Source organism: Haladaptatus sp. R4 (genome assembly GCF_001625445.1).
Classification (GTDB): Archaea; Halobacteriota; Halobacteria; order Halobacteriales; family Haladaptataceae; genus Haladaptatus.
The window spans coordinates 568,622-583,463 of the sequence record NZ_LWHG01000011.1; the positions used below are offsets into that span (position 1 = coordinate 568,622).

The following is a 14,842-nucleotide window of genomic DNA, read 5'->3' on the forward strand; positions in this document are numbered from 1 at the left end:
GGAAAGCGTGTTTTGAAGAGAAAATATTTTCAATACTGGCTGTTGTTGGCTAGTGCAACCACAGGTGGACCAACGTGCCAAAAATGGAGACCGCAAACCTCGAAACCGAATTGAGTCTGTTCAAATACGATAATCTAGAACAGCTTCCATCGGAATATCGAGGGTTGAGTGAAGAAGAACGAACGGAACGTATCGAGCGGGCGCTCGATACGCTGGGCGACGACGTTGTCGTCCTCGGCCACAACTATCAGCGGCGGGAGATCGTCGAACACGCGGATTTCATCGGCGATTCCTACCAACTGAGCGTAAAGGCGGCCGAGGCGACGCGAAGTACGTCGTCTTCGGCGGCGTCACGTTCATGGCCGAATCGGCGGACATCATCACGGACGACGATCAGACCGTCATCCTGCCGTCGATGGAGGCGTCCTGTCCGATGGCCGGGATGGCCGAGGCGTTGCAGGTCGATTCCGCGTGGGCGAAAATCGAGGCGGCCGCGCCCGACGCGAACATCATCCCGATCACGTACATGAACTCCTACGCCGACTTGAAGGCGTTCTGCGCCGAGCAGGGTGGCGCGGTCTGCACCTCATCGAACGCCCACCGCGTCTTCGAGTGGGCGCTGGAACAGGGCGACAAGGTGCTCTTCCTGCCGGACAAACACCTCGGCGAGAACACGGCCCATCGTCTCGGTTTGGAGGACGAGACGGCGATGTGGAACCCGTGGGACCCCGAGGAACAGGACGCCGCTGCTATCGCGGATTCGAAGATCGTTCTCTGGGACGGCTACTGCCAAGTCCACGAGCGTTTCGGCGTGGAACACATCGACCGAGTTCGCGCGGACCACCCCGACGCGAAGGTCGTCGTCCACCCCGAATGCCGCCGCGAGGTCGTGGAGGCGGCGGACGTCGTCGGCAGCACGGCGACGATCTGCGAGTCCATCGCCGAGGCCGACCCCGGCGAGACGTGGGCCATCGGAACGGAGATCCACCTCGTCAACCATCTCGAACGCTGGCATCCCGAGGTGAACGTCCTCCCGCTCTGCGGCGACGCCTGCATGGACTGCAACGCGATGCGCCAAATCGACCCGAACTACCTGACGTGGGTGCTCGAAGAACTGGTCGAAGGACGGGAACGGAACGTCATCGAAGTCGCGCCGGAGGAAAAGGACCTCGCCATGCTGGCGCTGGAGAGGATGCTGGAGCTATGAGCGGGGAAGAAATCGATATCCTCGTTATCGGAAGCGGTATCGCGGGCTGTAGCGCCGCGCTCGGCGCGGCGCGTGCGGGTGCGAACGTGCTCGTCGCCACGAAGGCGACTCGCCCGGAAAACGCCTCGACGCACTGGGCGCAGGGCGGCATCGCCGTCACCCGGGACGACCCGAAGGCGTTCCACGCCGACGTGTTGGCGGCGAGCGCGGACACGGCCGACGCCGAAGCGGTCGACGTGCTGGTCGAGAACGCGAACGACGCCGTCGAGGACGTGCTCATAGACACGCTCGGCGTCACCTTCGACTCGGACGGCGAGGAGTACGATTACGGGCGGGAGGCCGCCCACTCCGAGGAGCGAATCCTCCACATCGACGCCAGCACGGGCCAGCACGTCCTCGGTCCGTTCCTCTCCCACCTCGATTCCCATCCGCGCGTGACCGTCGCGGAGGACACCGCCGCGCTCACGCTCGTGACTCACGAAGGCCGCGTTCACGGCGCGATGCTCGAACGAGACGGCGAAATTTGGCCCGCCTTCGCCGGAAGTACGATACTCGCGACCGGCGGGGTCGGCGCGCTGTACGACCACACGACGAACCCCGATTCCGCGACGGGCGACGGCATCGCCATGGCCGCGCTGGCGGGAGCGAAGACGAGGGATATGGCGTACGTGCAGTTCCATCCGACGGCGTACAGTGGAAACGACCCCTTCCTCGTCAGCGAAGCCGTTCGCGGCGAGGGCGCGGTCCTCCGGAACGCCGACGGCGAGCGGTTCATGGTCGACGAACATCCGGACGCCGAACTCGCGCCCCGCGACGTGGTCGCCCGCGCGGTCCAGCGCGAACGCGACCGAACCGGCGAGGTCGTCCTCGATACGACGCCGTTGGATTTCGCGGGAACGTTCCCCGACCTCGCCGAGAAATGCGACGAGCGCGACGTATCCCACGACTCGATTCCGGTCGCGCCGAGCGAGCACTTCCTCTGCGGCGGCATCGAGGTGGACGACCACGGAACGACGAGCCTCGACCGCTTGTTCGCGGTCGGCGAATGTGCGCGGACCGGCGTTCACGGCGCGAACCGCCTCGCCTCGACCAGCCTTCTCGAAGGGTTGGTCTGGGGTCTCCGCGCGGGGCAGCGCGCGGCGGACGTTTCGACCGGTTCCGGGCCGGTCGAAACCCCGGAATTACTGAACAGCGACCCGGCGCTTCCCGCCGGGTTCGCCCGCGACAAGTTCACCCGCCTTCGACAGGTGATGGACGAGTACGTCGGCCTCTCGCGGAATCCCGACGACCTCCGACGGGCGACCGCCGCGATTCGGCGGCTGAAAGGGGAGGTGGACGCCTACGCCAGAACCCGAACCGCACGGGACCTGTACGAACTCCGAAACGCGAGCGTCGTCGCCCTGCTCATCGCTCGGGACGCGATGGACGCCGAATCCGTGGGCTGTCACCACGTGGAGGAAGTCCGTGCTGACTGATAGCGACGTCGAGCGATGGCTCCGCGAGGACGTGGGCCATCGCGACGTGACCAACCACGTTCCCGGGAAGACCGTCGGGCGACTCGTCGCGCGGGAGTCCGGCGTCGTCGCCGGGTTGGACGCCGCGCTGTCCGTGTTCGACTACCTCGACTGCGAGACGAACCCGCTGGTCGAGAACGGCGCGAACGTGGACGTGGGCGAGACCGTCTTCGAGGTCCACGGCCCGGCGACCGACGTCCTTCGCGGGGAACGAATCGCGGTCAACCTCGTCGGTCACGCCTCCGGAATCGCCACGAAGACGGCCGAAGCGGTGTCCGCCGCGCGACTCGTCAGCGACGACGTGGCGATTGCAGGAACACGAAAAACCACGCCCGGCCTGCGCGGCATCGAAAAGCGGGCGGTCGCCGCCGGTGGCGGCGACACGCATCGCCTCACGCTGTCGGGCATGGTCATGGTCAAGGACAACCACATCGAGGAGATGGGGATGGTCGGCGCGATCGAGCACTTCCGGGAGTTGGCGTCGTTCGCCACGAAAATCGAGGTGGAGGTCGAACGACCGGAGGACGGTCGTCGCGCGGCGGAGGCGGGCGCGGACATCGTCATGTTCGACAACCTTCCCCCCGAAGCAGTCGAAACGGGCGTCGAACTCCTTCCCGACGGCGTCCTCTCCGAAGCCAGCGGCGGTATCGACCTCGAAACTGTCCCCGACTACGCCGGAACCGACGTGGACGTGATTTCCATCGGCAGCGCTGACCCACAGCGCGCCGTCGCTGGACTTCTCGTTCCGAACCGGGTAAACTGGACTTCTCGTTCCGAATCGGATAAAATCGGGCGACGGGGACCGGGACGGATTTTACCGCTCGATGACAACTACTACTATGGAAAACGATCTTCCGGACGAGCGCGCCTCGATTCGTTCGAGGCGGCGGGCGTTCGGGCGTGTGAACTCGCGGGCGAGTATCTCGTGTCCGAGTTCGAGACCGAATCCCTCGCCGCGGAGTACGGCCCCGACGACGTGAAAGCGCTCGCCGACAGGGAAGCGGAGACGCGGATTTTGGACGTGCTGACTGACGAGTTCCCGGATCACGCGATTTACGCCGAGGAGTCCGGACGGCGCTCGGGGTCGGGCGCGTACCGCTGGGTCGTGGACCCACTCGATGGGACGAACAATTTCTGTTCGGGGATTCCGTACTTCGGGACCGCGCTCGCGCTCCTCCGTGGGGACGTTCCCGTGCTGTCGGTGGTGTGCGACCCGCTCCACGATCACACGTACGTCGCTCGACGGGACGGCGGTGCCACCCTGAACGGCGAGCCGATTCGGGCCGAAAGCGCCGTTGCGAGCGACAACGCGACGGTGTCGTTCGTCCTCGGGTTGGACGCGCTACGGGACGACGAACTGCGGGGGACGGCCGACCGGTTGGAGGCCGAGGTCGGAACTCGTTGTAAACGGGTGTGGCGCAGTTGGGCACCCGCGCTGGATTGGGGACTGCTCGCGCGCGGCAAACTGGAAGCCGTCGTCTGTTTCCACCCCGACGCGGTGGAACAGCACGCGGGGTGGTTGCTCGCGGACGAAAGCGGTGCGAGCCTGATGCGGGAGGATGGACTGTACCTCGCGGCGGCCAACGACGATGTGTTCGAAGCGTTGGAATCCCTCTTCTGATTCGATTCCCTGTTTCCGATTCGATTCCCGGTCGGCAGCGGCGTCGTCACGGCCGCTATCGTCCCCGTTCGGACGTTCCCATCGCCGAAACCCTCTTCGTCGGGTCGCTCGCGCCTCGATTGCGGGAACACCGACCGAAACCGGTGTTCGACCGCAGTGACCGATATCGACCCCGGCGGATTCGGGGGTGACACTCGACGGGAGACACTGTTATGGTTTATCGTGACAAATGGTAACACATGAAAACGTACGCCAACCGCTCGCCGTTCGACAGGCTCCGGCAGCATTACGAAAGGAAGGAACGAGCGTGCGTCGAATGTGGTTATGTGGACCTCGATGCTCGGTGGAGCGTGACCAAGCGCGGCCACGAAATCCATTACCAACACGTCTGCCCACGCTGTGATAGCATCGAGACACACGTGCTCCGGTACGACTAGTTTTCCAGCAGCGATTCGCCGGTCATCGCGTCAGGCTGTTCGACGCCGATGAGCGACAGGAGCGTCGGCGCGAGGTCACAGAGCGACCCGCCGCCCCGGACCGTCTTTCCGTCGTCGTCGCCGTTCGGGGAGACGTAGACGAGCGGGACCGGGTTGTAGGTGTGTGCCGTGTGCGGGTCGTCCGGCGTTCCCATGTCGTCGGCGTTGCCGTGGTCCGCCGTGATGAGGACGTGTGCCCCGTGCGATTCGAGCGTTTCCACGAGTCGCCCGAGTTGTTCGTCCACCGCCTCGACGGCTTCGACGGCGGCGTCGAAATCGCCGGTGTGGCCCACCATGTCCGGGTTCGCGTAGTTCAACACGAGCACGTCGGGGTCGTCCGAGTCGATGACCGAGATGGCCGTGTCCGTCACTTCCTCGGCGCTCATCTCCGGTTGCTGGTCGTAGGTCGGTACGTCCGGGCTCTGGATGATGCGCCGGATTTCGCCGTCGAATTCTATCTCCCGCCCGCCGTTCAAGAAGTAGGTCACGTGGGCGTACTTCTCCGATTCCGCGAGACGAAGCTGCGTCAGGCCGTGCTCCGAGAGCACCTCGCCTAGCGTGTCCTCCGGTTGATGCGGCGGGAACGCGACCGGCAGGTCAAAATCGGGGTCGTACTGGGTCATCATGACGAACTCCACGTCCGGGGGATGCGTGTCGAACGTCCACACCGGGTCGATGTCCGCGATCATCCGCGTCAGTTGCCGGGCGCGGTCCGAGCGATAGTTGAAGAAGACGACCGCATCGCCGTCCGCCAGTGCGGGGCCGTCCGCCACCAGCGTCGGTTTCACGAACTCGTCCGTGTCGCCGCGGTCGTAGGAGTCCTCGACGGCCTCCACTGCGGTTTCGGCTTCGAACTCCGCGTCCCGGTTGACGATGGCGTCGTAGACTCGGTTCGTCCGCTCCCAGTTTTGGTCGCGGTCCATCGCGTAGTAACGCCCGGAGACGGTGGCGACCTCGCCGGTTTCCTGCTCGTCGATGACCTCCTGCAACTCGCCGAGGAAGTCCACCCCGCTCTCCGGTGACGTATCCCGTCCGTCCGTAAAGGCGTGGGTGACGGCCTCGACGCCGTGGTCCGCCGCGAGTTCGATGAGCGAGTACAGGTGTTTCTGGTCGGAGTGGACACCGCCCTCGCTGACCAAGCCCATGAAGTGGACCCGGCCGTCGTGCTCGTCGGCGTAATCGAGCGCGCCGATGATGGCCTCGTTTTCGTCCAACTCACCGTCCGCGATGGCGTCGCTGATTCGCGTGTACTCCTGTCTGACCACCCGCCCCGCGCCGATGTTCAGGTGTCCGACCTCGCTGTTCCCCATCTGGCCGTCGGGTAGTCCGACCCGCCGCCCCGTCACGTCGAGCGTGCCGTACGCGCCCGACTTGGCGAGATGGTCAAAATTCGGCGTGTCCGCCGCCTCGATAGCGTCCGCCGCCGTCTTCGCTTCCCAATCCCCAACCGTCGAGGACGATGAGTCCCGCTTTCATATTCGATTCGTCGTCGGGGCGGGGTAACAAGTCTTCGCCTGCGGTGGAAAATGCGACCGTGACCGTGGGATGCTTTCGTTCACTTTCACTCCACGTAAGAATTCGTTTAACTATCGAGGCGGTGGTGCTTGTACTCGCTCGTTCCAAACGACGGGTGATATCATGCCCAATAGGGCACCATCGAACGGGGTTTCCGTGGCGCTCATCACCGCTGGCGCGACGATCATCGCCAGTCGAAACGACTGCGGGTGGATACTCGTCGCCGTCGGAGTACTGATCGCAAAGCGGAACTCGGGCGGATAACGGCCATCAGACGTCCATCCGCCCGAAATCTACCACTTTTTTGTAACGCCGAGCGCGTCGCCCGACGGAACCGAGTAGGGAACGAAGCGTTTTATTCGTTGCGACAGTAAGAAATTTTGATATTTTGACGGCGGTTCCACCGCGTCCGAACCGACTCGTTTCGATATCGAGGAACGGTATCTTTTTTCGGGTTGGACCGGGTTGGACCGAGCATGACACTCGACCCCGTTCACTTCGACGGCATCGCCGAACTGGCGGACAGGATAGCGTACGAAGGGGAAGAGCGCAACCATCGGGAACTCGCACGGGAGGTCTGGGAGAACTTTCTCGACCCGCTGTACCACGACGGGACGGAGGTGCTCGCGCCGCTATCGGACTTACGACGGCGGTGTGCGAACGTCGAGGAACTCGCGTTGGAGGAAGATCAGTTCGGGACGATGCACGGGTTGGATTCGGGGACCATCAATCCACAACCGTTCAAGAACGGACTGGTCGTGGACGTCGCCCACGCGGCGATGAGTTCGTCGCCGTCGAACCTCGACTTACACGACTCGCGGACGGTCGTGAAGGCGGTTCACACGAACGATATGGAACCGAAGTTCGATACCGAATGGGAACAGTACGGCAAGCACAGCAAGCGCCGAATCGTTCACGCACCGCGGCAGGACGACTTCGAACAGGACATCGTCCATGCGCTGGCGCTCTACCGTGCGGAAAGTCGGCATGCGCTCGACCACGCCGAGGACGTGACCGAGTTCCTGCTACTGGACGGCCCGATGTATCCGAAGGGGTTGCTTCGGTGGCGCGACCGCGGGAAGATTCTCCCCGACCTCTTCGAGGAGTCGGGGCAAGTACGAACGATCCTTCAGAATTACGTCGAGTTGGTGGAGACGTTCGCCGAGCGCGAGGTACCGCTGGCCGGGTTCGTGAAGAACATCTCCGCGAAGTCGATAATCAGGACGCTCCGCGATACCGAGCGGATAAACACGCCGTGGGTACACGACGCCGCGTTCTTCTCGCAGGTTCTCGAACGCGGCGAGGTCGTCGACGGGGAGTACGAGCGACTAACCGACGACCTGACGCTCACGAACTGGTTCGTCTCGCGCGCCGGGTCGGACGACTTTTTCGGTGGTACGGAAGCGGCGGACTATATCGACCGTCGATTCGCACCGGAACAGTACGAACTGACGTTCTGTGTTATCTACGACCCGCGACGCGATTTGTTGTTCAAAATCGAAGCCCCTCGAATCTTCACGGACGACGAGACGTGTCGTCGGCGTATCGAGCGACAAATCCTCAAGGAAATCGCCGTTTCACGGGGGCCGCCGACGGTCATTTCGAAAGCCGATTCGCTCGCACAAATCGGGCGCAACAGCAGGGATTCGCTCATAACGAGCTTCGAACGGTCGTTCGATACGAAACTGGACGAAAACTACAACAACGTGCGCTGGGGCCGCAACTACTGAAGTTCGCCCTTCTCCATCGAGAATTCGACTTCGTTTTCGTCCACGCCGATGCGGGCGAACTGCGTTCGGATGTGTTCTTCGGCGGCGTCGAGGGCCTGGTCACGGGTGTCGAACCCGCGCGGCATCGGGGTCTCGAACGCGACGTGGACCTCCTTGCCCGAGACCATCTGGGAGGTCCCGCCGCTCTCGACCTGATAGAACTCGTCGCAGACCCATACGTACGGCGCGTCTTCGTCCGGCGCGCCCTTGAACGTGGGTGAGCGTTCACCCCGCTCGTACAGCGTTCCTGTGAGGGTCGTCCCTCCCGCCTCGCCGCGAACGAGCAACATAGCACTCAGTAGGACTCGGGAGGATAAAAGGGAAGTGGGAAACGGGGTATGGAATGACACGGTGGTAGTAGTGAAATATAATTTACATGGGCGTGTTTTCCGTGTGAAACGCTCCCGGTCAACGTCACCCGTGCGAAACACGTTTCTATCACGCGCGAGATGGCAGGTCCATGAGCGATTTGGGCGACTTCTCGGATTTCGGGAGCGACTCCGGCGATTCGTCGGCGTCGGAACCGACGGAAACGGACGGGGAGACTGCCGAAAACCGGGAAGGACGGCGTACGACGACGGAGCAGAGCGACGATTTCGATCGGATGGAACTCGACCCGGTCGGCGACGATCACGGTATCGGCAGTCTCGCCGTCTCCGAGGGACTCTCCATCGGCGAGGAGAGCGACGATACCTGCCTACGGGCGTACATCACCGCGCCGAACCGGGGCGACGTGCGGATCGGGAAGTACCTGCTCGTCCCCTACCCGGACGGCGAAAAGCTGTTCTGTCGCATCACGACGCTCGAATACGCACAGGAGTTCCACAGCGACGACGCCACCGAGATTCACGCCCGGCGCGCGATGCGCAACGGGTCGATAGACGAGACGGACTACAAGTTCATGGCGACGTTGGAGCCCATCGCGGTGCTCTTCGCGGACGGCGACGACCTGAAGCGGCGGATGACCGACCGCGTGCCGAAACCCGAGACGGTGGTTCGACAGGCCAGCGAGAAGGGAGAGATCAAGACGGGATTGAAGATTCCCGAGGACGGCGTCTTTCTGGGCCACCTCTCGGTCGGGGGCGAAAAGGTTCGGACGGCCGCCCAACCGCCGACCATCGACTACCGCGTGAAGGACGATTACGACTCGGGCGACCCGCTCGTCTTCCGGCACTCGCTCGTGGCGGGTGGCACCGGGTCGGGGAAGACCCACGGCGCGAAGAACATCCTCCGGCAGTACCTCGCCGAGGAACGGACGTATCCGATGGACGACGGGCGAAACGCCCGGATGGCTGTCGTGCAGTTCGACCCGCAGGACGAGTACGCCCAGATGCACGACGACAACCCGGACGTGACGGCCGAGGACGAACGCGCGTGGGAACGCGAGGGCGTCGCCCACGGCGGCCACGACGAGACGGTGGCGTTCGTCCCGAAAGTCGGCGGCGAGACGTATGCCGCGAGCCACCACGACGCCGAGCAGGTCGAGTTCACGATTCCGTTCTCGATGGTGCGGGGCAACCAGTGGCTCGTCGCGGGCGCGAGCCTCAACGACAACCAGTACGGCGCGCTGACACACCTGCTCAATCGATTCTTCCGAGAGCGCGGCGACGGCGGGACGTACCAGGAGTTCCTGAGTTTCCTCGACGACCCGGCGCTCCGCGAGGAACTGGACGAGAGCGGACGCGTGCACGAAGCGACGTTCGACGCCGTGAAGCGCCGCGCCCGTTCCGTTCCGAGCAGCGTGTTCGACCAAGCGGCGGACCCCATCACCGACCTCGTCCCGCAGTTCGTTCGCTCGGGACGGCTGTCGGTCGTGCCGACCTACCACCTGCCGTCGAGTCGGGCGAAGGAGATGGTCGTCCTCGCCGTGTCGAGCCTGCTCATCGACGAGAAGCTCTCGAACGCGCCGGAGTACCCGACCATCAAGGAGACCCCGCTCCTCGTCGGAATGGACGAGGCGCACAACTTCCTCTCGGACGCCGATAGTGTGCAGGCCCGGAAAGTCATCGGGAAGTTCACCGACGCGGCCAAACAGGGCCGCAAGGAGCGACTCGGGCTGTTCCTCATCACGCAGGACCCGCAGGACATCCACGACGCGGTGTTCAAGCAGATCAACACGACCGTCGTCCTGAACCTCGGCGACGAGGACGCCATCAAGAGCGTGAACATCCCGACAACGCTGGAGAAGAAGGTGCCGTACATGGAGAAGGGCCAGATGGTCGTCTACTCGCCGGACAACTCCGAACCCGTCGAAATCACCGGCCTGCCGAAGTGCGTCACCCGCCACGGCAGGGATTGAGTCTCACGAGAGGAGAATTGGATAAAACGCTATGTGATGGCGATGTGTATCTCCAACCATGGTAGAGAAAATACTCGTTCCGATAGACGGTTCGGAGCACGCGACGAAGGCACTGTCGTACACGTTCGAGGAGTTCCCGGACGCGGAGGTCACCGTCATCAACGTCATCGACCCCATCGACGTCGGCTACACGTCGACGGTCGGAATGCCCGGTTACTCCGAGGAGTGGTACGAGGACTCGAAGGAGAACGCGGAGGAGTTGTTCGCGGAGGCACAGGAGAAGGCCGACGAGTACGGTACGACCCTCTCGACGATAACCGACGTCGGGCAACCCGCCCAAACCATCGTCACTGCCGCCGAGGACTTCGACCACGTCGTGATGGGCAGTCACGGCCGTTCGGGCGTCTCCAGAATCCTTCTCGGAAGCGTCGCGGAAACGGTCGTCCGACGGTCGCCGGTTCCCGTGACCGTCGTTCGGTAATTCAGCGACGAGATTTTCACGATTGCCGGAAACGGCCAGCGATGCAACCGTCGGACGGGATTTCGGTTCTTTTCAGAAAACTCATAACCACAACTCACTACCGTGGGATATGGAACGAAATACGCTCGCCTCTGCTCTCCTCGCGTACACCGTCGTTGCAGCGGGTGTGACGGTCGTTCCGCTCGCGTATTTCTTGGGCCGAGCCATCGTCCTACTGCTAATCGTGTCCCTGTTCGTGTTCTCCCTTCTCCATGCACGGACCGGAAGCGGTCCGACCATGCAGATGGATGGCGATGGTGGTGGTGGAGAAGACTATACAGAAATGGACGCCGCACCATCCCAGGTCCATATCGGGTCCTCACTCCCCACGAACAATCGAGCGATTCTCACGTTTTACCTCCTCGGAATCGTCCTCTGGAGCTTCGTTGGGACTATCATCGTCGTCATCTGAGATTCTACTTGGTTCTCTCCACTTCCGTCACGCTCCAGGGTGTTTTAAAGAGAATTGGAGTTTTCACAACCGACAGAGACGGCCTACGACACAACCACTAGTCGCTAGCAATTCCACCGAAAGACCTGCGGTCTTTCGAGCCATCAAAATCGCGGCGCGATTTGAGACGCCGAAAATCTTTGATTTTCCGGGCCGACGAACCCCCCAACGGGGGTGAGGAGCGCTTTTGGTGCAGATTTTTATCGAGGGTCGCGGAGCGACCCTCGCAATAAAAAGGTGCGCTAGAACAGATTGGCCTGCTGGTAGACGCTGATTCCCTCGTCCGTGATGTCGTAGGGTTTGATGTCGCGGGAGTGGTTGGCGTCGCGGATCTTTTGGATTTCGATGGCGAGTCGGGTTTCGATGAATTCGTCCTCGCTTCGGACGTAGCGGAGGACGAACACGGCGTCGGTGAGGTACTCGATGATGCCGTGGCGTGAGGCGTAGGGGTTGTCGTCGCTGGCCTCGCTCGTGAGCATGGTGGTGACGCCCGCTTCCTTGAGACTGCGGGTGAAGTCGTAAATCTCGTTGCGGCGGGTGGCCTGCTCCTCGTACATCATTTCGAGGAGCGAGACGGAGTCGAGGACGAGGCGCGTGGCGCCGAAATCGCGGACGAGTTCCGGTAACTCGCTGCGGATGCTCGACAGCGAGTTGGCCATCTCGATGGGGTCCAAGTCCACGACTGCGAGCGTTCCATCTTCGACGTACTCGTCGTAGGGCCAGCCTTTCTCGGTCGCGCTGTCCACGATTCGTTGGTGGCTTTCCTCCAGCGTGACGTAGACCGCCTTCTCGCCGCGTTCGAGGGCGTGGTTCAGGAACTGAAGCCCGAACGTGGTTTTTCCGGTCCCCGCGTTGCCGATCGCGACCATCAGGGTGTGCTGGGGGACGCCGCCCTGGATCATCCTGTCGAGACCGTCGATCCCGATGTCGATGCGTGGAATCGCGGACTCGAACTCCTCGTTGTCGAAGTCGGTACTGGACGGGCCGCCGCCGAATCCGCCGCTCCCGCCATCGAAGCCACTGCCGCCACCGAATTCGTCTGCGTCGAATCCACCGGCACCGGCGTTGCCGCCCGCCGCGCCGTCGAAGTCACCTCCGTCGTCACCGAAATCCGGTTCGCTTCCGCCCATGCTTGGAGCCGAGGCGAACGCACTGGCGAAGTCGTCGTCGAACAGGGGTCTATCGCCTGACTCCGCCTCCGGCGACGTTGCAGGATGCGAGTCGGCAGCACCGTCCGTCGAGTCGGTCACCGCCCCCGTTCCCGGTTCGGCAGCGACGTCCGATTCGTCGGGGTCGTCCGCATCCGGTTCATCCGCGTTCGTCTCGTCCGCGTTCGGTTCCTCCGCGTCCGGTTCATCCGCGTCCGCCCCGTCCACGTTTGCTTCGTCTGCGTCCGGTTTATCCGCGTTTGCCTCATCCACTTCATCCGCATCGTCCGCCTCCTCATCTCGGAGTGCGGCCTCGAACCAATCGTCGTCGTCGCTCACGCCGCTTCCTCCCGGCCGTTCGTGGTTTGGCGTGGCCCGTGACGCGGTGGTTCGGTCGTCCGCGTCCGTATCCGAGCGACAGCTATCATCGTCCTGTCACTGGCACTCTGCGTAAATTAATGTTCGTGTCGGCGGCTTTTTGAGCACCGAGGGAGAACGAGGGCGTGATGAACGTCGGCATCGTCGCGCAGCGAGGAAACGAGCGGGCCGCGACACTTGCGGGGAAACTACGTGAGACACTCCGAGACGATACCGTGACGGTTCACCTCGACACGGCAACTGCCGAGCACTTGGGTATCGACGGCGTCGATGTGAGCCGAATGGCGGAAAACGACCTCGTCGTCAGCATCGGCGGCGACGGCACGTTTCTCTTCTCCGCGAGCGTGCGGGTGGGACGCCGATACTCGGTGTGAACCTCGGCGAAGTCGGATTTCTGAACGCCGTCGCCCCGGAAGACGCCGTCCGTGAAGTCCGCGAGGTCGTCAGCGAATATCTGGACTCGGGCGAGATTCCGTCGCGCGAAGTACCACGACTGGAAGCGACCGGCGAGGGCGACTGGTCGGTCCATCCCGCGTTGAACGAGATCGTCGTGCAGGGCGCACAGCGTGGCCACGGACAGGGGATCGACTACGAGATTCACGTCGACGACGTGGAGTACGGCAGCGGCCACGCCGACGGCATATTGGTTTCGACGCCGACCGGGAGCACGGCGTACAACCTCAGCGAGGGCGGACCGTTGGTCCACCCGAGCGTGAACGGTCTCATTCTCACCGAGATGTGCGCATCGCACCCGATGCCGCCGCTGGTGTTCGAGCCGAATCACGACGTGGAGATCCGCGTGACGAATGCACCCTCCGCGGTCGTCGGAAGTGACGGGAAACAGGCCCGCATCGACCTTCCGGAGACCATCACCGTCTCCGCGTCCTCCGAACCTGCCAGAATCGCCGGGCCGTCGCCGACGTTCTTCGAAGCGCTCGGAAAACTCGACTAGCTGCCGGAAGCGGAAGCCTCTAATTCTGCCTCCCGTAAGGAAACCACAATGAAAGGGCAACTTCCCGACGTACAGGCGACTGAGCCTGACGTGACCGTCGGGTTGAACCGAGTGGGAGTAACCGGAGTCGAGAAACTGGTCGAGGTCGCCCGACCGGACAAACGACCGTACGTTCTCACCGCCGAATTCGACGTGCTGGTGGACCTGCCGAGTTGGCGCAAGGGCGCGGACATGAGCCGAAACATGGAGGTCGTGGACGAGGTCCTCGAAGACGCCGTCGAGGAGCCGACCTACCGCCTCGAAGACGTCTGTGGTGACGCCGCCGAACGACTGCTCGAAAAGCACGACTACACCTCGAAGGCCGAAGTCAGCATGGAAGCGGAGTTCATGGTGCGCGACAGGACCCCCGAGAGCGAACGACCCACCCAAGCCATGGTGGACGTCATCGCCAGTGCGACGGCGACCGAGGAGGAGACCACGGAAGAGATCGGCGCGCGCGTCACGGGCATGACCGTCTGCCCCTGCTCGCAGGGCATGATGTCCGGCCGTGCGGAGGAGAAACTGCTCGACCTCGGCGTCGGCGAGCGCGAAGTCAAGGAGTTTCTGCGCGAGATTCCGCAGGCGGGTCACTCCCAGCGCGGCCACGCGACGCTCACCGTCGAGAGCGCAGGTGCGCCGGAGGTGGACCTCCACGAACTCATCGAGGTCGCCCGCGATTCGATGAGCGCGCGGATATACAACCTCGCAAAGCGCCCCGACGAGGACCACATGACGTTTCAGGCCCACGCCGACGCGAAGTTCGTCGAGGACTGCGTGCGCGACATGGCCCACGGCGTGGTCGATACCTTCCCCGACTTGCCTGACGACGCCGTCGTGACCATGAAACAGAGCAACGACGAGTCCATCCACCAGCACAACGCCCACGCCGAGCGCGTGGCCGAGGTGGGAACCCTGCGCGAGGAAGTCGCCGAATCGGACCGCGAATAAGTCGG

The 14,842-nt window shown here is 63.3% G+C and carries 10 protein-coding genes and 5 pseudogenes; 12 read left to right on the forward strand and 3 right to left on the reverse strand.

Going from position 1 to position 14,842, the window contains the following annotated elements:
* Positions 1–74: 74 nt before the first annotated feature.
* The 5 genes and pseudogenes from nadA (at position 75) to A4G99_RS06565 (ending at position 4,779) form a co-directional block, all read left to right on the forward strand.
* Positions 75–1,207: pseudogene (gene nadA, locus A4G99_RS06545) on the forward strand (quinolinate synthase NadA).
* Positions 1,204–2,682, forward strand: coding sequence for an L-aspartate oxidase (locus A4G99_RS06550; RefSeq protein ID WP_066140962.1), 1,479 nt, complete (start codon positions 1,204–1,206; stop codon positions 2,680–2,682). The pseudogene nadA and the gene A4G99_RS06550 overlap by 4 nt, the downstream one beginning before the upstream one ends.
* A pseudogene (gene nadC, locus A4G99_RS06555) lies at positions 2,672–3,479 on the forward strand (carboxylating nicotinate-nucleotide diphosphorylase). Before A4G99_RS06550 ends, nadC begins: the two are co-directional and overlap by 11 nt.
* A 125-nt stretch (positions 3,480–3,604) precedes the next feature.
* Positions 3,605–4,342 (forward strand): annotated as a pseudogene (locus A4G99_RS06560) (inositol monophosphatase family protein); the annotation flags it as partial.
* 239 nt (positions 4,343–4,581) lie between these two features.
* Positions 4,582–4,779 (forward strand): HVO_0649 family zinc finger protein, encoded by a 198-nt coding sequence (locus A4G99_RS06565; protein ID WP_066140965.1) that lies wholly within the window; start codon positions 4,582–4,584, stop codon positions 4,777–4,779.
* On the opposite strand, the pseudogene gpmI reads toward A4G99_RS06565, so the two are convergent.
* Positions 4,776–6,294 (reverse strand): annotated as a pseudogene (gene gpmI / locus A4G99_RS06570) (2,3-bisphosphoglycerate-independent phosphoglycerate mutase). The gene A4G99_RS06565 and the pseudogene gpmI sit on opposite strands and share 4 nt — an antisense overlap.
* Before the next feature lie 162 nt (positions 6,295–6,456).
* Here gpmI and A4G99_RS25775 point away from each other — a divergent pair.
* Positions 6,457–6,597 carry a hypothetical protein gene (locus tag A4G99_RS25775; RefSeq protein ID WP_190303706.1) on the forward strand — a complete coding sequence of 47 codons (141 nt, stop codon included), beginning with the start codon at positions 6,457–6,459 and terminating at the stop codon, positions 6,595–6,597.
* 212 nt (positions 6,598–6,809) lie between these two features.
* Complete coding sequence (locus A4G99_RS06575) at positions 6,810–8,063, forward strand: DNA double-strand break repair nuclease NurA (protein WP_066140968.1); 1,254 nt, start codon at positions 6,810–6,812, stop codon at positions 8,061–8,063.
* Here the strand turns inward: A4G99_RS06575 and A4G99_RS06580 are convergent.
* Positions 8,057–8,392 carry a hypothetical protein gene (locus A4G99_RS06580; protein ID WP_066140970.1) on the reverse strand — a complete coding sequence of 112 codons (336 nt, stop codon included), beginning with the start codon at positions 8,390–8,392 and terminating at the stop codon, positions 8,057–8,059. The genes A4G99_RS06575 and A4G99_RS06580 overlap by 7 nt on opposite strands.
* Positions 8,393–8,562: 170 nt before the next feature.
* Between A4G99_RS06580 and A4G99_RS06585 the strand changes: the two genes are divergently transcribed.
* The 3 genes from A4G99_RS06585 to A4G99_RS06595 all read left to right on the forward strand — a co-directional run bounded on the left by A4G99_RS06585 (position 8,563) and on the right by A4G99_RS06595 (position 11,333).
* Positions 8,563–10,401: an ATP-binding protein gene (locus tag A4G99_RS06585; protein ID WP_066140973.1), complete on the forward strand. Its 1,839-nt coding sequence runs from the start codon at positions 8,563–8,565 to the stop codon at positions 10,399–10,401.
* A gap of 58 nt (positions 10,402–10,459) precedes the next feature.
* The gene (locus tag A4G99_RS06590; RefSeq protein WP_066140975.1) at positions 10,460–10,882 is read left to right on the forward strand and encodes a universal stress protein; all 423 of its coding nucleotides are present in this window, start codon (positions 10,460–10,462) and stop codon (positions 10,880–10,882) included.
* Between the two features lie 109 nt (positions 10,883–10,991).
* Entirely contained in the window at positions 10,992–11,333 is a 342-nt protein-coding gene (locus A4G99_RS06595) for a hypothetical protein (RefSeq protein ID WP_066140978.1), read from the forward strand.
* A 281-nt stretch (positions 11,334–11,614) separates the two neighbouring features.
* Here the strand turns inward: A4G99_RS06595 and A4G99_RS06600 are convergent, their stop codons facing one another.
* A complete protein-coding gene (locus tag A4G99_RS06600; RefSeq protein ID WP_082837717.1) occupies positions 11,615–12,859 on the reverse strand; it encodes a KaiC domain-containing protein in 1,245 nt (414 codons plus the stop codon).
* Between the two features lie 167 nt (positions 12,860–13,026).
* Here A4G99_RS06600 and A4G99_RS06605 point away from each other — a divergent pair.
* A pseudogene (locus A4G99_RS06605) lies at positions 13,027–13,850 on the forward strand (NAD(+)/NADH kinase).
* 48 nt (positions 13,851–13,898) lie between these two features.
* Positions 13,899–14,837 (forward strand): GTP cyclohydrolase MptA, encoded by a 939-nt coding sequence (gene mptA / locus A4G99_RS06610; protein WP_066140981.1) that lies wholly within the window; start codon positions 13,899–13,901, stop codon positions 14,835–14,837.
* The last annotated feature ends 5 nt before the right edge of the window (positions 14,838–14,842 follow it).